The sequence below is a fragment of the Fulvivirga sediminis genome, from assembly GCF_016757215.1.
GTDB classification, from domain to species: domain Bacteria; phylum Bacteroidota; class Bacteroidia; order Cytophagales; family Cyclobacteriaceae; genus Fulvivirga; species Fulvivirga sediminis.
In genome coordinates, this window is the sequence record NZ_JAESIY010000006.1 from 362,627 (window position 1) to 385,226 (window position 22,600).

23 protein-coding genes are annotated in these 22,600 nt (G+C 37.0%); 9 read left to right on the forward strand and 14 right to left on the reverse strand.

Going from position 1 to position 22,600, the window contains the following annotated elements:
- Positions 1–38: 38 nt before the first annotated feature.
- From JL102_RS13060 to rpmB, 3 genes are read right to left on the reverse strand one after another with little or no spacing between them, the layout of a single operon-like run.
- Positions 39–194 carry a DUF4295 domain-containing protein gene (locus JL102_RS13060; protein WP_202244860.1) on the reverse strand — a complete coding sequence of 52 codons (156 nt, stop codon included), beginning with the start codon at positions 192–194 and terminating at the stop codon, positions 39–41.
- A 2-nt stretch (positions 195–196) separates the two neighbouring features.
- Positions 197–379, reverse strand: a complete 183-nt coding sequence (gene rpmG, locus JL102_RS13065) for a 50S ribosomal protein L33 (protein WP_202244861.1) — start codon at positions 377–379, stop codon at positions 197–199.
- A 28-nt stretch (positions 380–407) separates the two neighbouring features.
- On the reverse strand, positions 408–647 hold the full coding sequence (rpmB, locus tag JL102_RS13070; RefSeq protein WP_202244862.1) for a 50S ribosomal protein L28: 240 nt from the start codon (positions 645–647) through the stop codon (positions 408–410).
- 262 nt (positions 648–909) lie between these two features.
- Between rpmB and rocD the strand changes: the two genes are divergently transcribed.
- The 3 genes from rocD (at position 910) to hemB (ending at position 4,103) form a co-directional block, all read left to right on the forward strand.
- Positions 910–2,151 carry an ornithine--oxo-acid transaminase gene (gene rocD, locus JL102_RS13075; protein WP_202244863.1) on the forward strand — a complete coding sequence of 414 codons (1,242 nt, stop codon included), beginning with the start codon at positions 910–912 and terminating at the stop codon, positions 2,149–2,151.
- Between the two features lie 17 nt (positions 2,152–2,168).
- Positions 2,169–3,020, forward strand: coding sequence for a type 2 periplasmic-binding domain-containing protein (locus JL102_RS13080; protein WP_202244864.1), 852 nt, complete (start codon positions 2,169–2,171; stop codon positions 3,018–3,020).
- A 99-nt stretch (positions 3,021–3,119) separates the two neighbouring features.
- The gene (gene hemB, locus JL102_RS13085; RefSeq protein ID WP_202244865.1) at positions 3,120–4,103 is read left to right on the forward strand and encodes a porphobilinogen synthase; all 984 of its coding nucleotides are present in this window, start codon (positions 3,120–3,122) and stop codon (positions 4,101–4,103) included.
- Between the two features lies 1 nt (position 4,104).
- On the opposite strand, the gene JL102_RS13090 is transcribed toward hemB, so the two are convergent.
- From JL102_RS13090 to JL102_RS13115, 6 genes are read right to left on the reverse strand one after another with little or no spacing between them, the layout of a single operon-like run.
- On the reverse strand, positions 4,105–4,311 hold the full coding sequence (locus tag JL102_RS13090) for a hypothetical protein (RefSeq protein ID WP_202244866.1): 207 nt from the start codon (positions 4,309–4,311) through the stop codon (positions 4,105–4,107).
- A gap of 20 nt (positions 4,312–4,331) precedes the next feature.
- Positions 4,332–4,709 carry a co-chaperone GroES gene (locus JL102_RS13095; RefSeq protein ID WP_202244867.1) on the reverse strand — a complete coding sequence of 126 codons (378 nt, stop codon included), beginning with the start codon at positions 4,707–4,709 and terminating at the stop codon, positions 4,332–4,334.
- A 2-nt stretch (positions 4,710–4,711) separates the two neighbouring features.
- Positions 4,712–6,010, reverse strand: coding sequence for a DNA recombination protein RmuC (gene rmuC / locus JL102_RS13100; RefSeq protein WP_202244868.1), 1,299 nt, complete (start codon positions 6,008–6,010; stop codon positions 4,712–4,714).
- 30 nt (positions 6,011–6,040) lie between these two features.
- A complete protein-coding gene (locus JL102_RS13105) occupies positions 6,041–6,535 on the reverse strand; it encodes a hypothetical protein (protein WP_202244869.1) in 495 nt (164 codons plus the stop codon).
- A 55-nt stretch (positions 6,536–6,590) separates the two neighbouring features.
- Positions 6,591–7,748, reverse strand: a complete 1,158-nt coding sequence (locus tag JL102_RS13110; protein WP_202244870.1) for a homogentisate 1,2-dioxygenase — start codon at positions 7,746–7,748, stop codon at positions 6,591–6,593.
- Between the two features lies 1 nt (position 7,749).
- Positions 7,750–9,381, reverse strand: a complete 1,632-nt coding sequence (locus JL102_RS13115) for a S41 family peptidase (RefSeq protein WP_202244871.1) — start codon at positions 9,379–9,381, stop codon at positions 7,750–7,752.
- Positions 9,382–9,614: 233 nt separating this feature from the next.
- On the opposite strand from JL102_RS13115, the gene JL102_RS13120 reads away from it, so the two are divergent.
- Genes JL102_RS13120 through JL102_RS13140 form a run of 5 tightly spaced genes read left to right on the forward strand, consistent with a single transcriptional unit; the run spans position 9,615 to position 13,321 of the window.
- Positions 9,615–10,358: a hemerythrin domain-containing protein gene (locus tag JL102_RS13120; protein ID WP_202244872.1), complete on the forward strand. Its 744-nt coding sequence runs from the start codon at positions 9,615–9,617 to the stop codon at positions 10,356–10,358.
- On the forward strand, positions 10,359–10,778 hold the full coding sequence (gene ruvX / locus JL102_RS13125; RefSeq protein ID WP_202244873.1) for a Holliday junction resolvase RuvX: 420 nt from the start codon (positions 10,359–10,361) through the stop codon (positions 10,776–10,778). It abuts the gene before it with no gap.
- 40 nt (positions 10,779–10,818) lie between these two features.
- Entirely contained in the window at positions 10,819–11,373 is a 555-nt protein-coding gene (gene def / locus JL102_RS13130; protein WP_202244874.1) for a peptide deformylase, read from the forward strand.
- The gene (locus JL102_RS13135; protein WP_202244875.1) at positions 11,373–12,521 is read left to right on the forward strand and encodes a methionine aminotransferase; all 1,149 of its coding nucleotides are present in this window, start codon (positions 11,373–11,375) and stop codon (positions 12,519–12,521) included. The genes def and JL102_RS13135 overlap by 1 nt, the downstream gene beginning before the upstream one ends.
- On the forward strand, positions 12,509–13,321 hold the full coding sequence (locus JL102_RS13140) for an amidohydrolase (RefSeq protein ID WP_202244876.1): 813 nt from the start codon (positions 12,509–12,511) through the stop codon (positions 13,319–13,321). Before JL102_RS13135 ends, JL102_RS13140 begins: the two co-directional genes overlap by 13 nt.
- Here the strand turns inward: JL102_RS13140 and JL102_RS13145 are convergent.
- The gene (locus JL102_RS13145) at positions 13,302–13,673 is read right to left on the reverse strand and encodes a hypothetical protein (protein ID WP_202244877.1); all 372 of its coding nucleotides are present in this window, start codon (positions 13,671–13,673) and stop codon (positions 13,302–13,304) included. The two genes, JL102_RS13140 and JL102_RS13145, sit on opposite strands and share 20 nt — an antisense overlap.
- Positions 13,670–15,868: a T9SS type A sorting domain-containing protein gene (locus JL102_RS13150; protein WP_202244878.1), complete on the reverse strand. Its 2,199-nt coding sequence runs from the start codon at positions 15,866–15,868 to the stop codon at positions 13,670–13,672. Before JL102_RS13150 ends, JL102_RS13145 begins: the two co-directional genes overlap by 4 nt.
- Before the next feature lie 135 nt (positions 15,869–16,003).
- On the opposite strand from JL102_RS13150, the gene JL102_RS13155 reads away from it, so the two are divergent.
- The gene (locus JL102_RS13155; protein WP_202244879.1) at positions 16,004–17,290 is read left to right on the forward strand and encodes a UDP-N-acetylmuramoyl-tripeptide--D-alanyl-D-alanine ligase; all 1,287 of its coding nucleotides are present in this window, start codon (positions 16,004–16,006) and stop codon (positions 17,288–17,290) included.
- Here JL102_RS13155 and JL102_RS13160 read toward each other — a convergent pair.
- Genes JL102_RS13160 through JL102_RS13170 form a run of 3 tightly spaced genes read right to left on the reverse strand, consistent with a single transcriptional unit; the run spans position 17,285 to position 22,580 of the window.
- On the reverse strand, positions 17,285–18,163 hold the full coding sequence (locus JL102_RS13160) for a YicC/YloC family endoribonuclease (RefSeq protein ID WP_202244880.1): 879 nt from the start codon (positions 18,161–18,163) through the stop codon (positions 17,285–17,287). The genes JL102_RS13155 and JL102_RS13160 overlap by 6 nt on opposite strands.
- Before the next feature lie 39 nt (positions 18,164–18,202).
- Positions 18,203–21,505: a translocation protein TolB gene (locus tag JL102_RS13165; protein ID WP_202244881.1), complete on the reverse strand. Its 3,303-nt coding sequence runs from the start codon at positions 21,503–21,505 to the stop codon at positions 18,203–18,205.
- A gap of 19 nt (positions 21,506–21,524) precedes the next feature.
- Positions 21,525–22,580 carry an NAD(P)/FAD-dependent oxidoreductase gene (locus JL102_RS13170; protein ID WP_202244882.1) on the reverse strand — a complete coding sequence of 352 codons (1,056 nt, stop codon included), beginning with the start codon at positions 22,578–22,580 and terminating at the stop codon, positions 21,525–21,527.
- Positions 22,581–22,600 lie beyond the last annotated feature (20 nt).

Genomic DNA, 22,600 nt, shown 5'->3' on the forward strand with positions numbered 1-22,600 from the left:
TCGGAAGGGACTTTAATAAGATTTCAAATAAGTTTTGATTACTTTTTAGCCAAAGTATCCTTAACCTGATCAACAGGAACCATCTCTTCCCTGAAAGTGTAAGCACCCGTTTTTTCAGATCTAACGGCTTTAATCACTTTCGCAAAATTCTTTCCTTCTTTTTTCTGAAGGGTTGCAACTACTTTCTTAGCCATAGTTATTTAATTTCTTTGTGAATGGTATATTTCTTAAGAATAGGGTTATACTTCTTAAGCTCTAAACGCTCAGTAGTGTTTTTTCTATTCTTAGTAGTGATGTATCTTGATGTTCCTGGTTTACCAGTTGTTTTGTGCTCGGTGCATTCTAATATCACCTGAACTCTGTTGCCTTTTTTAGCCATGATTAATTCTTTTAAATGCTTTAATTACTTAAACCAATGTGTTACCGTTCGCTCTGGCTTTTTTCAAAACGGCCGTAATACCATTTTTATTAATGGTTCTGATCGCTGAAGTAGATACCTTTAAAGTTACCCACTTATCTTCCTCAGGAATATAAAATCTCTTCTTCTGAAGATTTGGATTAAATCTTCTTTTAGTTTTATTGTTTGCGTGCGAAACGTTATTTCCCACCTGAGGCCTCTTTCCGGTAATCTGGCAAACTCTTGACATCTTTATAAAAAGTTAAATTTCGTATCCTTTTTTAATTTGGGTCTGCAAATATCAGAAATTTTTTCATAACATTCAAAACACTGTGTAAATTATTCTATTAAAATATTAATATTATGCCTGCTTGCCTGTAGAGAAACCCGTAAATTCTTTATTCTCTCCCCAAATTTGTTACTTTTGTTACAATCACTCCTAAATCTTTTACCAACAATTTTTTGAAGTTAATTTAATTTGAAACCGTTAAACAGCTATTAAAGTTAACATTATGAATACTACCGAACAAAAAAATATCAGTTCTGAGGAGGCAATGCAATTGGAGGATAAGTATGGCGCCCATAATTACCATCCACTTCCGGTAGTTTTATCTAAGGGAGAAGGAGTGTACGTGTGGGATGCGGAAGGAAAAAGATATTTCGATTTCCTTTCGGCTTATAGCGCAGTAAACCAAGGACATTGTCATCCTAAAATTATAAATACACTTAAGGCCCAGGCTGAAACACTTACCCTTACCTCAAGAGCATTTTATAACGACGTACTAGGAGCATATGAGAAATTCATTACTAAATACTTCGGTTTTGAGAAAGTGCTCCCTATGAATACAGGTGCTGAGGCCGTAGAGACTGCCCTGAAGATATGCCGAAAATATGCTTATGAGAAAAGAGGCATAGATGAAAATAAAGCTAAAATAATAGTATGTGATGGCAACTTTCACGGAAGAACCACTACTATTATATCATTTTCTAACGACGAAGGAGCCAGAAACAACTTTGGCCCTTACACACCAGGCTTCGTTTCCGTCAATTATAATGATATTGATGCCCTTGAAAATGTGCTAGCACAAGATGACATAGCAGGTTTTTTAATAGAGCCTATACAAGGTGAAGCCGGTGTAATGGTACCCGATGAAGGATATCTTAAAAAGGCCTATGATTTATGCAAAAAGCATAATGTCCTTTTTATCGCAGATGAAATACAAACAGGAATAGCCAGAACAGGTAAATTGCTGGCCTGCAACTACGAAGATATTAAGCCTGACATGGTTTTATTAGGCAAGGCGCTTTCAGGTGGAGCCTACCCAGTATCTGCAGTATTGGCTGATAATGAAGTGATGGAAGTAATAAAGCCGGGTCAGCATGGCAGCACATTTGGCGGTAATCCGCTAGGCTGTAAAGTAGCCATGGCAGCTCTGGAAGTGGTAGAAGAAGAAAAGCTTGCCAAAAATGCTTATAAGCTAGGAATAATATTTAGGGAAAGAATGGCTAAGCTGATAGAAAAAACTGATAAGCTAAGTCTAGTAAGAGGTAAAGGGCTACTTAATGCTGTAGTTATTAACGACTCTCCTGATAGCTCAACTGCCTGGGATATTTGTGTGGCTTTAAAAAACAATGGACTACTAGCCAAACCTACCCATGGCAATATTATTCGCTTTGCTCCTCCTTTAGTTATGAACGAGGCTCAGATTAACGAATGCTGTGATATTATTGAAAAAACAATTTTAGACTTCTAACTGATACTAACTCGAGCATGCTAAGAGTAGGTGGTGTGCCTGAACACTTTAATCTACCTATCCATTTGGCTATGGAAAGGGGTGATTTTGTTAAGGCTGATATTGATATTGAATGGACAGATTTCCCAGGAGGAACAGGCGCCATGAATGCCGCATTGAGAAACGACGAATGTGACATTTGTATATTACTAACAGAAGGAGTAATCATAGATATTATAAATGGCAACCCATCAAAAATAATAAGCCCGTATGTCATCTCCCCACTAATATGGGGAGTGCATACTGGCCAGCATAGTGATGTAAATTCTTACGAGCAGGTTTTTGAAAGAAACATAGCCATCAGTAGGTTTGGCTCTGGCTCACACCTGATGCCTACGGTTGATGCACTATCTAAAGGCAAGAAAATGTCCGCTGAGCAGTTTATACCTGTTCAAGATATCAATGGCGCGCTTAAATCTTTAAACCGTGGTGAAGCAGACATTTTTTATTGGGAAAAATACACTACTAAACCCTATGTTTCTCAAGGATATTTAAGAAGAATAGGAGAGTTCATCTCTCCCTGGCCATGTTTTATGATAGCTGCTACCAACAAAGCCATAGCAGAAAAAGCTACAGAACTAGACTCATTTCTAAAGATAGTTCATCAGTCATGCGAAGATTTCATGAAGCGTGAAGATGCCATTGAACTCACCAGCCAGCGCTACAAAATTCCTTTGAGCGATGCCCAATACTGGTATCATGCTACAGAATGGGCTACAGATGGATGGGTAAGCGACAAAATGCTAAACAGCGTGCTTTTCACCCTAAAAGAAGCAGGTATTGCAGCAGAATCAGCAGCTATTAGCGAAGTAATCTGGGTTAGAAAATAACTACTCTGACAATGATATGCGTAATTTACAAGGTTTAATAAATACGTATCATCTATCTTTGCGGCTGCAATAAATAAGGAACAAAAGCCTTTTAAAAATATGATTTACAGACCCAGAAGAAATCGAAAATCAGCAGCTATTCGCTCTTTGGTTGAAGAGACCAAGGTATCTACCGATGATCTTATTTTACCTCTTTTCCTGTTGGAAGACCCTAAAGCTCAGATAGAGGTGAAATCTATGCCAGGAGTTTTTAGATTGGGAATAGATAAAATGCTGAAAGAAATAGAGGAATGTCTGGAATTAGGAGTGAAAGCCTTTGACATTTTCCCTGTAGTAGATGAGAGTCATAAAGATAAGCTAGCCACTAAAAGTTATGATAATTCTTTTTTCTATCAGCAAGCACTGAAAAAGGTAAAAGAAACCTTCCCTGAAGCCTGTGTAATGACGGATGTAGCCATGGACCCATACAGCTCTGATGGCCATGATGGAATCGTCGATGATAACGGAAATATACTTAATGATGAGAGCCTTGAAATCATAGGTAAAATGGCCCTATCCCAAGCACAGTCGGGTGCTGATATTATAGGCCCATCTGATATGATGGACGGGAGAATAGGTCATATTAGAGATATATTGGACGCCAATGGTTATACCGATGTATCTATCATGTCTTACACCGCTAAGTATGCTAGTGCTTTTTATGGCCCATTTAGAGATGCATTAGATTCTGCTCCAAAAAGTGGTGATAAAAAAACATATCAGATGAACCCGGCTAACGTAAGAGAAGCCTTAATAGAGGCTGATTTAGACGTACAAGAAGGTGCCGATTTCCTTATGGTAAAACCAGCACTAGCCTATCTCGACATCATTAAGATACTGAAAGACAACTATAATCTTCCTATAGCCGCTTACCATGTAAGTGGAGAGTATTCCATGTTATTAGCTGCGGCTCAAAACGGATGGCTTGATAAAACCCATACCATGAACGAAATGTTGATTAGTATGAAAAGAGCAGGTGCAGATATCATCTTAACATATTTTGCTAAAGAATTTGCTCAGTTAAGAAAAGAAGGAAAATTGTAAATTACATTTCCCTGATTTCAAAATCATCTCCACGACCGAATCTAACTAGGTCGTGGATTTCATATTGCTCTAAGGTGTAGAGATCCTTCAAAAGGAAATTATTATCATTAATCCTCTGTAATATTTCAAACTCATACACCTCACCGTAATTCACCAGTTTATATCTCAGGCCTACGCGCATGGCGTTAATTGATAGTCCTTGTTGCATATAGTACTTAACAGTCTTTTTCAAAAATCTTCCTCACGCTCCAGCATCAGGATAGAACTTTGAGGCACAATAAAATACCTTTCGTTTTCATAAATAACTTCTATAGCTCCTTTTTGAAGGAAAATAGCCAAATCACCCTCCTCTGCCTGCAGGGGAATATATTTTATCTGTTCGTCTTTACCTTTCCAGGCATCATCCTCATCAGTAGGTAATGGCAGTGGATAGCCAGGCCCTACTTTTATAATATATCCGCTTTGAATTTTCTCTTTTTCTTGAACACCCGGAGGCAAAAATAAGCCGCTATTGGTTTTATCAGATTGCTTGACGGGTTTTACTAAGACCCTGTCTCCTACTACTATCAGTTTCTTCAATTTACTGTCAGGAGTTATACTTTGCATAATTAATTATCTGCTCTATCTATTAATTTTTGATCAATTGTTTTGCTTGCCTTTGCTCCAAGCTCTCTTAATCGCTCTGACTTCCTCACTAAGTTATCCTTACCGTCATGTAGCTTTTTCATAGCATCGGTATAAGCATTTTGAGTCATACGTAGGCTATTGCCGACCTTCTTCAAATCTTCAGTAAAGGCAACAAATTTATCATAGAGATTACCCCCTTGCCTGGCTATCTCCAGTGCATTCTGACTCTGATACTCATTTTTCCATATATTAGCTATGGTTCTTAACGTAGCCATCAAAGTAGAAGGACTTACTATTACTATATTTTTATCGTAAGCTTCGTTAAAAAGTTGCGCATCTCCCTGCACAGCAATACTAAATGCTGGTTCTATAGGTATAAACATCAATATAAAATCTAGCCCTTGCACCCCATGCAGCTGCTGGTATTTTTTTAAATCAAGGCCCTTGATATGATTTCTCATAGAAAGCAAATGAGCTTTGAGGTTAATCATTCTATCTGCCTCCTCTCCACTAACATATCTTTCATAGGCTACTAACGAGACCTTAGAATCTATAATGATATTCTTATTATCAGGCAATTTAACTATTACATCTGGCTGAAGTCTTCTCCCCTCTTCATTGGTAAAAGACTCCTGAACAAAATACTCTCGCCCCTTTTCTAAACCCGATTTTTCAAGAATACTTTCTAAAATAAACTCGCCCCAGGCACCCTGTGTTTTACTGTCTCCCTTTAGTGCCCTAGTTAGATTTTCAGCTTCTTTAGTCATTTGCTGATTCAGCTCTCTTAGTCCTCTTATCTGCTCTCTCAAAGCACTGCTTTGCTCCAGACTTTCCTTACTATTCCGCTCCACTTTCTTCTCAAACTCTGATATTCGCTCTTTTAAAGGATTTAGCAACTCTCCCAGATTCATTTTATTCTGATCGGTGAACTTCTGGCTCTTTTCTTCAAAAATCTCATTAGCCAGGTTTTTAAACTGTATGGTAAAGTGCTGTTGTAGTTTTTCTAATTCACGCTTCTGATCTCTCAGCTTTTCTTGCAAATTGATATAATTGGCCTCTGTAGTAGAAAGGTTATTGTTCAGGCCTATGACTTTGCTTCTTTCTTCTGCAAGCTCTCTTTTTACACGAATAGATTCTTGTTGCAGGTTTATGATCTTCTCATCAGCTATTTTCTTCTCTGTAGAAGCTTCCAGAGCTAGGCCAGAAAATTTATATTTAGCTATAAACCATGCCGCTACTCCTCCTATAATTAAACCCACAAGAAGCCAAATGATTTCCATGGGCCAAAGATGCTGCAAATAATTTAAAAATTAAACATTATGCCCTGCCAATGCCCATTTAGCACTTTCGCCGGGGATCTCATACTTAGAATCATGCACCATCTTTTTAAATAAAAAAAGATCCTTATTAACCTTTTTATAATTAAACGGATACCACAAAGATGTTTTAAAATAGATTTCTTTACCAAACCCAAAATCTCTATCCAAATGGATAACGTGTACCCCCGTGAAATTTCGAAGCTCCACGTTTCTAACTTCAGTAAGTGGCAATTTTATGGGGCAGTTACGCTCTTCAATATACAAAAAGTGTTTGTTGAATCGGATGCTCTTTAACCGTGCGGTTCTTAGAATAAAAATTTTATAAAAAAATAAGCTGAAATAGGTAAGGTTAAAAAGTAAAAACCCGATAGTGGTTTCTGCTTTAATGGAAGCATAGATCATAGTTAGTAGCAAAACTACCCACAAGGACAGGTTTAAGGCAATGTAATACCTCACTTTACTAGAGGATAATACCCTTGTTTCCATAATACCTTAACGTTTTTTCACTTCAGAATATAAGAAAAAAAACGGTTATTATCAATCACTCAGTCCAGCTCATAGGGTAATTAGCATCCAAGTATTCCAGAGCATGCTCAGTAAGGTATAATGGATTAAAAGTATCTACCATCACGGCATATTCTTTGGTCTCTTTGGCTCCGATACTCTTTTCCACAGTTCCAGGATGAGGGCCGTGTGGTATACCTCCCGGGTGCAGGGTAAAAGAACCTCTACTTATCCCTTTTCTACTCATAAAATCTCCTTCAGCATAAAAGAGCACTTCATCCGAATCAATATTAGAATGATTATAAGGAGCAGGAATAGATAAAGGGTGGTAATCAAAAAGTCGAGGCACAAATGAACAAATCACAAAATTCTGTGCTTGAAAAGTCTGATGAACAGGTGGTGGTTGGTGAATACGACCTGTAATAGGTTCAAACTCATAAATAGAAAATGCATAAGGCCACAAGTAGCCATCCCAACCGACTAAATCAAAAGGGCTATGGCTATAGTGATAATGATGAAGCTGACCATGCTTTTTTATTTTCACTAGATACTCCCCTTGTTCCTTTTGGGTGATCAGCTCTGAAGGAGGACGTATATCCCTTTCACAAAATGGAGCGTGCTCAAGAAGCTGCCCTAGTTCATTTCTATAACGCGTGGGGGTTTCCACAGGACCAGCAGATTCTATTATGAGTAATCTTACAGGTGCTTGATCCCATTGTAGCTGAAAAATAACAGTACGAGGAATAATCACATAATCACCTTTATTTATTCTCAGCTTACCAAACTGAGAAAGCAAATATCCGCTGCCTTCATGAATATAAATCACCTCATCTCCTTCTGCATTTTTATAAAAGTAATCCATACTTTCACTTTGCGGATTACATAAAGAGAGCGTAACATCTGCGTTTTTCAATAAGGGCAACCTGGCGTTAAGAAAATCTGTTCCGGTAACACCAATTTCGGAAGTATTTAAATGAGAATGCTTAAGACCATAGTTCTTAACTATAGGCGAATCATAGGATTCTGATTGACCTACAGACTTAACACGGGTTGGGGCATTTATATGATATAGATTAGAATATATCCCTGAAAAACCTCTTGAAGATACTAGCTCTTCCTTATACAAACCCCCATCTGGTTGGGGGAATTGCGTATGACGCTTCGGGGGGATATTTCCTAATCTGTGATAATACATTTTACAATTTGGTTCGTTCTAGTTTTTCTGCTTCATCAAATAATTTTAAGGCTTGCTTTAGCACCTCATTGGTTTGGTTGTATATAGGATAAAAGCCGTCATTACCCCAGATTTGCCTAGCTATCTGCGCCTTAGTGTGTAGCTTAAACAAATCCTTTTGCTCTTTCATTTCACTTCTCACAGGAGTTACACCATTTGAGGCTCCTACTTGTACTAGGTCCTCTAGCATTTTATCTGTTACAGTAAATTCTCTCAAGAAATCTTTGTAATCCATTCCTTCCAACCTGGTTTTATTATTTCCAACGTATTTAAACGTATACTCCTGCATAGAATTACTTGTAAAGAGCCTATTCAAGTAACTAGAACTATGCGCTGTATCTAAAGGCACAAAGTAATCAGGCATAATACCTCCGCCTCCATAAACGGTGCGTCCATGTCTGGTCTCGAACTTAAGAGAGTCATTAAACTGAATGCTGTCGGCGCTAAAAAATTCACCGTGTTTATAGCGTTCAATCATATCTCTACTATAGTCCTTCATGTTGTCATAAGGCTTTTGTATTGATCTGCCACTCGGCGTGTAGTATCTAGAAATGGTTAAACGAAGCTCAGAGCCATCACTTAAATCCATAGGACTTTGCACTAGTCCTTTTCCAAAAGTTCTTCGGCCCACCACTAAGGCGCGGTCATTGTCCTGCAGCGCACCTGTAACTATCTCCGCGGCAGAAGCTGATCCTTCATTTACTAATACGATTAAATCACCTTTTTCAAACTCACCTTTTCTTTCAGCCAAAGCCTCCATATCAAAGCGTGACTGCTTCCCTTGAGTATAAACGATCTTCTCATTATCCGGCAAGAACTCATCAGCCATTCTTATAGCGTGATTCATATAGCCTCCAGGGTTGCCTTGCAGATCCAAGACCAACCTCTCCATACCTTTCTTCTTAAGCTGCTTCAAGGCATCCAAAAATTCTTCATAAGTAGTAGCAGAAAAACGGTTGACTTTGATGTATCCGGTAATATCATCTATCATATAATTAGCATCTACCGATTGCTGTGGTATTTTATCACGAATAATCTCAAATTCAATAGGTTCCTTTTCACCCTTCCTTTTTACAGTAATGTTTACTTGAGTTCCTTTTTCTCCCTTAAGACTCTTCTGCACATCCTGATTGGTGAAACCAACTCCTGCCACGTCTTCTCCATCGATTTTAATTATTCTATCACCGGACATCACTCCTACAGATTCACTAGGACCACCACTTAAAGGAGTTACTACTACTATGGTATCCTGAAAAATATTAAACTCTACCCCTATACCTTCAAAGTTTCCTCTTAAATCTTCATTAGCTTTTTTTACGTCACTTGCAGGTATATATGAGCTATGAGGGTCTAATTCTGAAAGCATTTTTTCTATGGCATCATCTACCAACTTATCTGTATTTACAGTATCTACATAGTTTTGATCTATAAGCGTTAGCACCTCTTTAAACTTATGCAGATTAGAGTTTAGATCATTTTTCACTACAGATGTGGAGTCTGTAAAAGTAGCTCCTATGAGTACTCCTGCTGCTATTCCTATAAACAATATTATGGGTAACCTTATTTGGTATTTGGAATTATTGTATTCACTCACAATTAAAACTGTTTAATAAATCAACTTCTTTCTTCTTATAATTTCTAATTAACGAAACCTATTACTCTATGGTTAAGCTCAATTTCATTCTGCCTCAGTCAACCAACCATAATACTATCGATTTTTTTTACTTTTTATCCAAAATTCCAACACTTAATATTTTGATTGACTTATTTTCTTAAATTGTGTTTTGTATATTTACATTGCTCTAATAATAAAAATACAAATTTATCTTGAATCAAAGAAAAATAAACGAACTAGTAGATGATAACTATGTGTACGCATCGGTGCTCTACTATTTTGGAATCAAGTTCTATGATTATTCTGAAAAGACCTTAGAGCAAGCGTGCACAGAGAGAGGGCTAAACGTAAAGACGGTAACCAAAAAGCTGGAATCTGCAAAGACCAAAGAAGAGGCTCCTTTATTATTAAATCAATATCCTGTTGACCTAATAATAACCTATTTACAACATGCACACTACTTATTCATAAAAGAAAAACTTCCTTATATAGCACAAATCATTCAAGGATTTAACGCTGACCATAAGGATTATAATGTAATTGAAAAAGATCTGAAATTTGTATTCCCTCTATTTGTAGAAGATTTTATCCATCATATCTATGAAGAAGAGGATACGCTTTTTTATTACATTAAAACACTGGATAAGTTCATTAATGAAAACAAAGGCAACATTTCTCATGTGTACTATCTCATGGAGAGAAGCTCGTTACAGCGATATGCCATAGAGCATGAAGAGCATGATGATGAAATGCAGGGCATTCGTAAAATAACCAATGGCTACAGCATGGATGACAAAACACCTCTGCATGTAAAAGTTATCTATGAAGAGCTCAAAGAACTAGAGAAAAGCCTTGTTACCCATGCTCATGTAGAAAATGAAATACTTTTTCCGAAAGCGCTGATGCTAGAAAAAGAAGCTAAAAATAAATTTTCGCAAAAAGTAGGGTTTAACTAAGTGGGTAGAATTATAGCTATTGATTTTGGCACCAAGCGCGTAGGTCTTGCAGCCACTGATCCTTTAAAAATTATCGCATCTCCTTTAACTACAGTTCCTACTAAAGAGATTATCTCTTTTTTGAAGGAATATAGTAGCAATGAAGAAGTGGAAAAATTTGTAATAGGCATGCCTAAAAATCTTCAAAATGAAGATACTGATGCTACCAGTCATGTAAAAAAATTTATAGAGAAGCTTCAAAAAAACTTTAGCAATATACCAATACATGAGGTAGATGAAAGATTTACCAGCAAGATAGCTACAGATAGCCTGCTTTCCGGAGGCATGAAAAAAAAGGATAGAAGGCAAAAAGGCAATATCGATAAAGTAAGTGCTGCTTTGATATTACAATCCTATCTGGATAGCCCCGCTTCTTTTTAAAATAATCCTTAATTTTGCTATTCAAAACAAATAGAAAGATATGATATATCCTATAGTGGTTTATGGGGACCCTGTATTAAAGAAAAAAGCTGAAGATATAAAAAAAGGGGAGATAGATGTAAAAACGCTGAGCGAAGACATGTTTGAAACAATGAATGCCGCTAGTGGTATCGGAATAGCTGCTCCACAGATAGGAAAAAGCATTCGCATGTTTGTAGTAGACGGTACTCCTATTGAAGACGAAGATATGGAAGGCTTCAAAAAAGTGTTTATTAACCCTCAAATGATAGAAGAAACAGGCGAGGCATGGGCATTTGAAGAGGGTTGTCTCAGCATACCTAATGTTAGAGAGGAAGTGAGCAGAAATGCTAAAATAAAAATAAAGTACTTTGACGAAAACTGGGTGGAGCACGAAGATGAGTTTGACGGCATGAAGGCGCGCATTATCCAACACGAATATGACCATATTGAGGGAGTACTATTCACAGATTATCTCTCTCCTTTGAAAAAAAGAATGCTAAAAGGTAAACTTCAAAACATTACTAAAGGCAAAATGAAAGTAGATTACCGTGTAGCAATACCTGCTAAACGATAATGTTTCAATTAGTATCTAAGCTACCGGAAGTAGGTACTACAATATTTAGTACAATGTCTAAAATGGCGCACGAATATGGCGCCATTAATCTTTCTCAAGGTTTTCCTGATTTTCCGGTATCTCCTCAGCTTATTGAGTTGGTTAATTACTACATGAAGCAGGGGCATAACCAATATGCTCCTATGCCTGGAGCTCCTGCACTCCGACAAAAAATTGCTGAGCTCTTCCAAAAGCAATATCAGCTTAAAATCAACTCAGAAACCGAAATTACGATAACAGCAGGAGCCACTGAAGCGCTATTTGTGGCCATACAAACAGTAGTACACCCAGGAGATGAAGTAATCATATTCGACCCTGCTTACGATAGCTACTCTCCTGCTGTAAGACTCAGTGGTGGCAAACCTATACACATAGACCTAAGTTGGCCCGACTTCAAGATAGATTGGGAACAAGTAGAGGAAACTATAACCAACAAAACTCGTCTGATTATCATCAATACGCCGCATAATCCTACAGGGGCGGTATTAGGTAGTGAGGACTTGCTAGCCCTAGAGGAATTAACCCAAAAGTACGAGCAACTATACGTTTTAAGTGACGAGGTATATGAGCATATTACTTTTGATGGTAATAACCATAAAACGGTGATGCAATATCCTGAATTAGCTAAAAAGAGTATGGCCGTTTTCTCCTTTGGAAAAACCTTTCATGCAACGGGCTGGAAGGTGGGATACGTCATAGCACCAGAATATATCACCAAGGAAATAAGAAAAATACATCAGTATGTCACTTTCAGTGTAAATACTGCTACTCAAATGGCATTGGCCGATTTCCTTGAAGAGGAAAGTCATTACAACTCCATCTCTAACTTTTATCAGGAGAAAAGAGATATATTTTTAGAAGGAATAAAAAAATCGAGATTCAAGCCTCTACCATCTAAAGGAACTTATTTTCAATTACTATCTTACAAAGGAATTTCAGAATTGGGAGATGTAGCTATGGCTGAATGGCTAACTAAAGAACATAAGGTTGCGTCTATACCTATTTCTGTTTTTAATCAAGCTAAAACTGATCATAAAGTACTGAGATTTTGTTTTGCAAAAAATGAATCTACTCTTTCAAAAGCCGCTGAAATACTATGCAAGATTTAAAGGTATCCATCATACAATCAAGCCTCCACTGGCAAAATACTAGTGCTAATCTCGCCATGTTTGAAGAGAAAATATGGCAGATAGAGGAAAGTACTGATCTTATAATACTCCCTGAGATGTTTACCACAGGCTTTAGCATGGAGGCAAGTAAATTGGCTGAGCCGATGAACTTCACCACTTTTAAATGGATGCGACAAATGGCTGAACAAACCAAAGCCTGCGTGTGCGGAAGTTACATAGTGAAAGAAAATGATAATTATTACAATCGCCTCCTATGGATGACTCCCTCTGGAGAATACCATACTTATGACAAAAGACACCTTTTTAGAATGGCCAATGAACATGACCATTACTCAGCTGGTAGTAAAAGACTCGTTGTTTCTTTGAAAGGATGGCGCATTTGCCCATTAGTGTGTTATGACCTTCGTTTCCCTGTTTTTAGTAGAAACATTAGTTCAGAAGGAGAGCTGGCATATGACTTGGCTATATATGTAGCGAACTGGCCTGAGGCAAGAGTAGCTGCATGGGACGTGTTATTACAAGCTAGAGCAATAGAAAACTTATGCTATACCATAGGAGTAAATCGTACAGGAGAAGATGGAAAAGGCATTAATTATAACGGCAGCTCTGCTATTATTTCTCCGAAAGGTGAAAAGATTTACCACAACCTCTTTGACGAAAAAATACACACGACAAGTCTGAACGGAAATGAACTGATTAGTTTCAGAAATAAATTTCCGGCCCAATTAGATGCGGATAAGTTCACCCTTGAAAGTCCGATCAACCCTCTAGCCAAGTGATAGATTGCTTTAGTTCTTCATTTTTCTGAATGAAAACATCCCCTTTTACTGCTCGTAAAAGGTTACTTAATAAATGATGTCCCTTTCCAGAACAGACTACAGTAAGCGGCTGCTGTGGCCTTGAAAGATATTGGAAAATTTTGAATAGGCCTTTGATATCCACCTCTTCTCTTACATCAATATAAACCAATAATTTTTCTGATAACTGCATGGCTTTAATAGCCAAATCAATGGTCAGTCCGTCTGAATAATTATCTACATCAAACACATCTGCCTCCTTAACACCTAAAAAGTTAACCTTCTCAAAATGGAAGCGATCTTCAGCTATTTTTATATAAAGTAATAATCTCAATCTACAACTATAAATTTTTGGCTTATGCTTTTTGAGCCGTTTACATAGATAATATATATTCCCTCTGCCAGATGTTCTATATATACCTTACTAGAAACATTGGCACGTAACGAAAACTTCTGAGAAACGGCTTGCCCAAGCATATTCAAAATCACCGCCTCTCCACTATATCTTGAACTAATATTAACAGTAGCGGTTTCAGATTTAATTACAGGGTTAGGATATATATCCAAATCATATAAATTAGTTCTTCCTTCTACCGCTTCTGTGCTACGCAAAATATTTACTCCCCCCTGTCCTGTCCCAACTACAATAGCAGGATGATCTTCATTAAACAAGTTAATAACTACTGGGTACGTTTTGCTCCCGAAGGCAAATGTGGTAAGGTAATCCTCCCCTCGAGGTCTCATAAAGGCTGTAACTCCAGGTTCAGGGTCTTCTAGATGATTTCTGAAATCATCAAAAATAGTTAATGTTCCTCTTTGATCTCCTATTAGCAAATCTGACTTACCATCTGCATTAAGATCTGCAATTTCAATCGATGGGTTTATCCTAGAAGTGCTATAATCCAGGTTATAAAAAGCATTATTTTCTAGAGTAAAAGAAGAATTTCCCCAACTGCCTAAGTTCCGATAATACTCTACTCTTCCAGTCATCCTTCCTACCAAAATATCAAAACGACCGTCTTGGTCAATATCCGCTATCTCGTAATTTTCTGAGTAATCTCCAAGGCCGCTCAAACTAAAAAACTGCACTAAAACACCAGAACCTACAAATGAAGAGCTACTCTGATTAAGCATATAATAAATCGAGGTGGTTGAGTTTGTAACATCAGTAGCACTAATTACTAAATCAGGATTACCATCATTATTCACATCATAAAACTTGGGTCTGAAATTAAAAAGTCCTCTCTGAGAAAGACCTAAATAATCACTGTTTTTTAGTTCAAAAGCTGGTTCTGATATTGTTTCTACATTTTCATATAGTTTCAAAGAGGCTGTCAAGATTCCTTGCGTATTATCAATAAACTGGCCTACTATCATGTCTAAATCTCCGTCTCCATCTTCATCTATAAACGCTGGTGCAGCATTCTCTCCAAGATCAATCATCTGATCTTGCAAAAAATCTTTTTGAATTAGATCATAGCCATCCCCAGTGTTTTTATAGTACCAACTGGAAGCACTAAAATCTATTCTACCTGTGGTATTTGAGGAATAATTAGAAGAAACCATAATATCATCAAGCCCATCCATATCTACATCTGCATGATGAGCGGAAGGGAAAATATAAAACCACGCAGGGTCTTCTGCATTAGGAAAATTGGTTTCAACCTCATTAAAATATGCCTCTTGAGAATCTCCTTTATTTTCAAAGTAATAGGTTCCACTGCAAGTCTCTTCAGACATTACCAAATCCAAGTCTCCATCTCCATCTCTATCATAAAGAAACATGGCCTTTCCTCCTTGATGCTCCTCTCTTCCTCCACTTAGCCCACAGTCATCACCATCAAAGGCAAAAATGCCGCAACCACATTCCTTCACCCCACCCCATGTCTGGGTTATGCGTTTCATTTGCAATGAATCACAATTTCCATTGTTCTCCATGCTCATATTTCTATGATACTCTATGGTCGAATTTGCACTAGGTCTAAAAACAAGAATATCAAGATCTCCATCTCCATCAACATCTATAATAGCTGGCAAATCAGATGTATTTACCTGAAGGTTAACTGCTGAAGAAAATCCTTGAGAAAGTAATGGTGAAGGTTGTGGATCTCTACTATTAAATAATCTCCAGCTGAGATGTTCTCCTTCTTTTGTTGTATTTACATACACCCTCATACCAAGTGCATCTCCAGTGAAGAGATCTGGTTTTCCATCACAGTTGAAATCTCTAAGCAAAAGCCATCGATCAAGTTTCTCAGGAAAATAATAAGCATACTCAGGCTCGTAGACATACCTTCCTTCTTTATAAACAAATGTATTGACCTTGTTTCCGGTTCTGTCAAAAACCACCAGATCTTGCTTGCCATCTCCATTAAGATCTATATTACTATACTGAGCTGAGTTTATCCCTCCTGCCCAAGGCATAGAAAGGCCCCTGATTTTAACATCATTTTCAATTTGATAAGCATATTGTGATTTGCAAACCGAAGATAAAAAAAGGAAGCAGGTTAAGGTTAAAAATAATCTCATGTGTAAGCAAGTAATTACATTTGGTAACGTACATCTGTAAAATAAGGTTTGAATAGAGCGCTAGATTTACAAATAGTTAGCATAAGTTCTAAATAATAGTTTTTACCATAACTTAGTAATATTAAGTTTGTAATCATGGAAGAATTAGAAGCAATATATAACGTCTATTTAAAAAGTGGTCGAGTTTCTACCGACACTAGAAAAATACAAGAAGGGGATGTATTTTTCGCTCTTAAAGGAGAAAATTTTGATGCCAACAAGTTTGCTGCCGACTCACTATCGAAAGGAGCATCATTGGCTGTAATAGATAATAAGGATTATAAGGCTGATGAAAGGTATATAGTAGTAGAGGATACTCTCAAGGCTTTGCAGTCTCTGGCCTTACATCACCGGTCCCAATTAAGCATACCCATAATAGGCCTCACCGGATCTAATGGTAAAACCACCACAAAAGAGCTTATTAATGCGGTACTTTCAAGAAAATATAAAACGCTAGCTACTTCCGGCAATCTGAATAATCATATTGGTGTTCCTCTCACTTTGCTAAATATAGACAGCTCTCATGAAATAGCTATAATAGAAATGGGGGCTAACCATATTGGCGAAATAGCGGCTTTATGTGAAATAGCACAACCTACACATGGATTAATTACTAACATAGGCAAAGCTCATCTGGAAGGTTTCGGAGGTTTTGAAGGCGTGATAAGAGCTAAAAGTGAGCTATACCATTACTTAATAAAAACAAATGGCACTGTTTGGATAAACTCTAATAATGATATTTTAACCAACATGTCTAAAAGATTTGAGTCTCCTTTATTCTATCCTTCAGAGGGTGATTATTATCACTGTGAGTTCAAAGAAGCTTCTCCTTATGTTACCTTAGTTGCTGAAAATAAAGAAGAACTAATTACTCAGCTCATTGGTAAATATAATTTCGAAAATATAGCTATAGCATTATGTATAGGCAAATTTTTTAAGGTTGATGAAAATATTGCTAATACGGCGGTCTGCGAATATTCTCCAAGCAATAATCGATCTCAGGTCATTAAAAAGAACTCTAACACCATAATACTAGATGCATATAATGCTAACCCCAGCTCTATGGCTTCAGCCATTGAAAACCTTTTCTTAATGAAAACTCAGAAAAAAATAATCATTCTGGGAGATATGAAAGAATTAGGCCCTGAAAGCGATCTGGAACACGAAAAATTAGGTGCCACATTATCAGAAAAACAATTCACTGATATCTACCTCTGTGGGGAATTAATACAACCAGCACTAAAACATGTGCCAGAAGCCAATTATTTCACCAGCCGAAAAGAGCTTATAGAAGCTTTAAAAGAAACAGAATTTTCAGATTCTGTCATTCTTATAAAGGCCTCACGCAGCCTGGGACTAGAAGAGATTGTTGAATATTTATAAAATATTCAACACCTGTTCTTTTATTTTCTCTAGCTCCTCTTTCATAGTTACCACGTGCTTTTGAATCCCTGCATCATTAGCTTTAGAGCCTATGGTATTGATTTCTCGTCCCATTTCCTGAGAAATAAAACCCAGCTTCTTACCCAAGGAATTTTCATCACTAAGCACTTCAGTAAAATGATCAAGATGGCTTTTCAGCCTGACCTTTTCTTCTGTTATGTCTAACTTCTCTATGTAATAAACCAGCTCTTGCTCCAATCTATTTTTATCAAGGCTTTCTTCCTCTACAAACTTGGAAAGGTTGTTTTTTATTCTGGTTCTTATTCGCTCTACACGCTCCGGATCAAGACTAGCCACAGCTTCCAAATGCTCTGCAATTGTGCTAATATAGCTTTCCAATTTTTGCTGAAGTTCGGCACCTTCCCTTCTTCTGAAACTGTCACACTGCTCTATTGCTTGCACTATAAGTGATCGTAACTTATCCCATTCCTGATCAGATATTTCTTCTTTCTGATCGTTAATAATCACATCTGGCGCACTAAGAGCTATTTTAAAAAGCTCTGAATCGGAAGCTACCACCTTATCCGCGAGATTGCGTAAATTTTGATAGTATCGTGTAAAGAGCTCTTCATTGTATCTTTGCTTAAGGGTAGTATCCTGCTCATTAACATAATCTATGTTAAGCATTACCTTTCCTCTTTGCAGCTTTTCTGAAACTATATTTCTTATTTCAATTTCCTTTTCTGAAAATGATTTTGGCAAACGAAAGTTTAGATCCAAAAATTTAGAGTTAAGGGTCTTTACTTCTATATTAATACTAAGGTTATCATCAGAATATGATGACGCACCATAACCTGTCATGGATATGAGCATAATGTGTCTTTTATTAAAAGTTGGGCAAATTTAAATGACTTAAAAGTCGTATCCTAATGTAAACATAATCTTAGGGGAGTCTACAACATAATCTTCTACAGGCCATGCTAAGTCAACTTTCACGTAATAGCCCAGCAACATGGTACGCAAACCTGCACCATAACTATAAAGCCAAGGATTTCGATAATTCTTCAGTGATATGGTGAAGTTTCCTTGAGTTATAGTCTCTGTGCTTACGTTATTATCTTCATGAAAAGGAGAGCGTCCAGTCCAGGCAGAACCTATATCAAAAAATCCTATGAACTGTAAATTTCTAAAGAAGTTAGATGAAATAGGCTTATTAGATAAAGCTCTTATAAGAGGCAATCTCAATTCTCCATTAAAAACCAAAGTATTTTCTCCTACCAGAGTGGCATAATCAAAGCCTCTTAGATTAGTGGCATATTGAGCAAATATAATATCAGTATTATACCGTTCACTGGTAAAGTCTAAAGGGTTATTATCTCCAGATGTATTCTCATCGAAAAGAATCCAGTTGTCCATACCTCCTAAAAGGAATTGCTTAGGGCTATTGCCGAATGAACGTCCATAGAACACTCGTGTAGCCAGAACTATTTCTTTATATATCTTCTGATAGTGCCTTACATCAGCGGTAAGATTTGTGAAAGAAAGCTCTTTCTTATCGAGCCCTTCATAGTGCTTAAGTTGAATTTTAGCTCTAGAACCTTCAATAAGGTTCATACCATTGATGGTAGAGTTATCATAGACAAATTCCACATTGGCTCCTCCATAATTATCCGTAATAGGATCCAAAATGGTATTAGGCGATAAACTAGTATTAAAGTTATTAAGATCTAATGATTTTACTTGGCTATAAAAAGGCTCCAAACTTAATCTTGCCCTAGTGCTAAAAGGGATAGAAGCACCTACCTGAAATGAATTTTTTACAAATTTATGAAATACGTCATCAAAGAAATATACACTACGATCATAGCGAACTTTATAATCGACAAAATGCTTCAAATACTGATACTGAGCAAACACCTCTCCGCTGCGTAAATCAAAGTTAGTCATGACCCCTCCATTAAACTTATGATTTTCAAGCATGTCAGTCATACCTGTTTCTAGGCGTACACCGAACCCCATAAGTGGATGTATTATCAACGAGGTGACCACATTATCCGCGCTGAAACGGTTATCATAAGGAAAAGGGCCTGATATTTTCTTTTCAGACCTTAGTTTTCGATACTGAGCTAGGAAGGAGTCATTCTGATCTTCTTTGACCACATCATTATCAAAGGTATAATTACTAGTATTGACTACATCGGTATCATCTTCAGGAACATCTACCGTGGCTGAATCAAAAGAATAATTATCAGTATCTATAATTGCTTCATCCTGTACTATTGGCTCTATTGTTATGCTGTCAGCTGGAGGCGTACTGATAGTATCGGCAGGAGTTTCCATTTCTTCCTTAGCTTCAGCCAGTCTCTTTTCTACAATTTCTTTTACGGTTAGTACTTCTTTACGCTCTTTATTTTTTCTGTTTTTAAACGCTTTTACTTGCTCCAATTGTTGCCTTACTGTAAGAGGGGTAAAAGTTTGTTGGTTATAATCGAAATCAGGATAGTAGTAGATATAATCATTGTCCCCCTCGAGCATGGTAAAAATCAAAGCATTATGTTCGAAATTAATATCAAACTCTTTAATACTTTTCGAGAAATTAGTTACCTGCGTGTAGATGCCTGTGCTAAGGCTATAACTGAATATATTAACTATTCCCTTTTGATCACTCAGGTAAAAAATCTTATCAGAACTCAGAGCTAAAGGATTTACATCTGAGCTAATAGTGTTGGTTACACGCTTTACTACATTATCTGTAGTATCTAGGTTATAGTAAAATATGTTATAGTTATCCGTAACCTTAGCAAAATCTTTAGTCTCCACATTAAGAGTATCAGAAAGCCGGTTAGAACTAAAAGCAATAGTGTTCGTTCCTGGCAGGAAATAAGGATTCATATCATCATAGATATCGTGCATGAGCCTTTTTATTCTGTCTCTTTTCGTGGTCATTAGGTATAAATCATTTACCCCATCGATAGTAGCGCTAGCTACCCATAGCCGACCGTTATCTGAAAAATCTATGCTTTTTATATTATCAAACTTTCTAAGCGGACGCTGTAACTTACTTTTAGAAGCCAGGTCATAAAGCACAAAATAATATTGCCCCTTTTTAGCTCTTACTATTCCTAAGGTATTATCATCAACCCAATCGATAAGTGGCATTTCATAATTAACCTCCTGATCAATTACTTTATAGCCTCCATCTAGTACTTTCCGGTTCCTTTTACCATCTACATTGCTGATTCTCACTTCATACTTGCCATTATCGTTGGCAGTGTAAGCTACTTTGGTACCATCAGGACTTAACTTCACGTAACTATAAACAATGCCTTTTTTATTTTTTCGGTCTATAATAACTCGTTCACTTTTTGCATCCTCATAGTTCTGAGCAACCTGCTTATCTATATCAGTGTAAAACTCCTGCCACTCTTGCAGCACTCTATCAAAAGATCGGCCCAAAGTAATTCCGATACTTCTCTCTTCATTTCTAATGATCCGCGTATAGTTAAGAATGTTAGAAATATTACTTTTACCATACTTTTGAGCGATGTAATTCCATACAGACTGACCTGCCAATGCTGCCTCCTTACCTGTAAGTCGGTTAAGTTTTTGAGGTTTTTTGGTCTTCATTAGCTCTCTGGCATAATCATCCATTTCTATGCTCCACCCTTTAGCTACATATAATGCGGCCCCGTCTATAAACCACTCAGGCAAGTTTAGTAGCACAGAACTTTGAAACATATCTTTCAAGCTTCCGCCAAACATCATCTCATTAACCATAAGGCTACTTACCTTATATAACAGTTCTTCTTTTAATTGCTCTATATTGCCAGGGTTAGCTACTTCTATGCTAGACTTAATGAAGTCTGTTTGTCCGCTTGGGCTTATGCTCTTATCATCTATCCCTACATTACTTTGCTGTAGATCAGAAACTGAATTATAAAGAAATATTTTTGTCTTAGAATAAGGTGGGTAGCCAATGAGATCAGTTATTTTCTCAAATTCATCTTCCAGATATTCTGTTACGTCATTAGCAATTTTATCATTGCCTTCGTAGAAATATATATCGAAATTGTCTGAACTTAAAAACTTCCATTCAAACTGTTCGTACTGTAAGCGATTTCTACCAAACTTCTCTGCAGCATCCTGAGCCAACACACCCCCAGTTACGTATAACAAGAAACCTAGAATTAGAATAAACTTTTTAAATACTATCATTTATAACTAGACAAGAATTCTAATATAACGAAAAATACCGATTAATATTGACCTCATTCATGAGTTCTTTATCCGCCTCCAAATATTCAACATATTGGTGAGCAAAAAACGGAGCTAATGAAACTCCTTTTGTTCCTAATCCATTAAAGATTCCAATAGTTTTATACTCGGGATGCATGCCGATTATAGGCCTTCTATCAGCAGTAGCAGGTCTTATACCAGCTCTCTGATCCGTAATCTTATAAGAAAAGTCAGTGATGTCAGACATCTTTCCTAGAATCTCTTCTCGTGCCTTTTCGGTTGGTTCAAGATCCATGTTTTTATTATCATAATTAGACCCTACTTCAAAGTAATTATCATCTTTTTTCACTACAAAAACTCCACGGTTGATAATATGTCTCAGCTCAATATTAGCACGAAGTTGTATAACCTCGCCCTTTACTGGCCTAAAAGGCAGCCAGGAGAAATATTTTCCATCTAGTGATCCCAACCCGTCGCAAAATATAATTTTCCGACAGGTAATATCTTTATACTTAACTTCTTCTGCCCCTACTTCCAAGTCATTGTACACAAACTTATCTTCTAAAAAGCAACCTTGAGCCTTTAGGTGCTGCTGGTATGCTTCCAAATATTTTGGAACAGCCAGATAGCCAGAGTAATTAAGTTCTACTCCACCAAATTTATCTTTACTAAAATCATACAGATTCCCCTGATGCACTTTCTTAATAAATAAGCTATATTCAGGAGTAGCACTTTTCCCCATCCATTCATTCTGCTCCTCCATAGAAATAAAGGGTCTATAAATGGGTGTGTCATATAAAAACTTAGTATTCAGTTGTTTTTCAATGTTTTGGTAGAATTCGTGCATAAAAGGAAAAAGCGTATCAGCTTTCCATGTCTTTACCATCTTTCTACCTGTAATCGGATTGTACAGCCCCCCTGCCACCTTGGAAGAGGTATTTTCTCTGTTTTCATCTATTACTAGTATTTTCTTATTTAATGCTAGCAGATGATGGGCTAATGCGGACCCAGCAAGCCCTTGCCCAACTATGAGATAATCATATATTACAGACATTGATCACAATGATTTAATTA

Bases quoted from the DNA above. Each gene is read 5' to 3' on its own strand.
- rpmB (WP_202244862.1), bottom strand. From the start codon at position 647: ATGTCAAGAGTTTGCCAGATTACCGGAAAGAGGCCTCAGGTGGGAAAT.
- JL102_RS13160 (WP_202244880.1), bottom strand. From the start codon at position 18,163: ATGCTCATATCCATGACAGGTTATGGTGCGTCATCATATTCTGATGAT.
- def (WP_202244874.1), top strand. From the start codon at position 10,819: ATGATATATCCTATAGTGGTTTATGGGGACCCTGTATTAAAGAAAAAA.
- JL102_RS13095 (WP_202244867.1), bottom strand. From the start codon at position 4,709: ATGCAAAGTATAACTCCTGACAGTAAATTGAAGAAACTGATAGTAGTA.
- rocD (WP_202244863.1), top strand. From the start codon at position 910: ATGAATACTACCGAACAAAAAAATATCAGTTCTGAGGAGGCAATGCAA.
- JL102_RS13105 (WP_202244869.1), bottom strand. From the start codon at position 6,535: ATGGAAACAAGGGTATTATCCTCTAGTAAAGTGAGGTATTACATTGCC.
- JL102_RS13155 (WP_202244879.1), top strand. From the start codon at position 16,004: ATGGAAGAATTAGAAGCAATATATAACGTCTATTTAAAAAGTGGTCGA.
- rpmG (WP_202244861.1), bottom strand. From the start codon at position 379: ATGGCTAAAAAAGGCAACAGAGTTCAGGTGATATTAGAATGCACCGAG.
- JL102_RS13060 (WP_202244860.1), bottom strand. From the start codon at position 194: ATGGCTAAGAAAGTAGTTGCAACCCTTCAGAAAAAAGAAGGAAAGAAT.
- JL102_RS13140 (WP_202244876.1), top strand. From the start codon at position 12,509: ATGCAAGATTTAAAGGTATCCATCATACAATCAAGCCTCCACTGGCAA.
- JL102_RS13080 (WP_202244864.1), top strand. From the start codon at position 2,169: ATGCTAAGAGTAGGTGGTGTGCCTGAACACTTTAATCTACCTATCCAT.
- JL102_RS13150 (WP_202244878.1), bottom strand. From the start codon at position 15,868: ATGAGATTATTTTTAACCTTAACCTGCTTCCTTTTTTTATCTTCGGTT.
- JL102_RS13170 (WP_202244882.1), bottom strand. From the start codon at position 22,580: ATGTCTGTAATATATGATTATCTCATAGTTGGGCAAGGGCTTGCTGGG.
- hemB (WP_202244865.1), top strand. From the start codon at position 3,120: ATGATTTACAGACCCAGAAGAAATCGAAAATCAGCAGCTATTCGCTCT.
- rmuC (WP_202244868.1), bottom strand. From the start codon at position 6,010: ATGGAAATCATTTGGCTTCTTGTGGGTTTAATTATAGGAGGAGTAGCG.
- JL102_RS13090 (WP_202244866.1), bottom strand. From the start codon at position 4,311: ATGCAACAAGGACTATCAATTAACGCCATGCGCGTAGGCCTGAGATAT.
- JL102_RS13110 (WP_202244870.1), bottom strand. From the start codon at position 7,748: ATGTATTATCACAGATTAGGAAATATCCCCCCGAAGCGTCATACGCAA.
- JL102_RS13165 (WP_202244881.1), bottom strand. From the start codon at position 21,505: ATGATAGTATTTAAAAAGTTTATTCTAATTCTAGGTTTCTTGTTATAC.
- JL102_RS13135 (WP_202244875.1), top strand. From the start codon at position 11,373: ATGTTTCAATTAGTATCTAAGCTACCGGAAGTAGGTACTACAATATTT.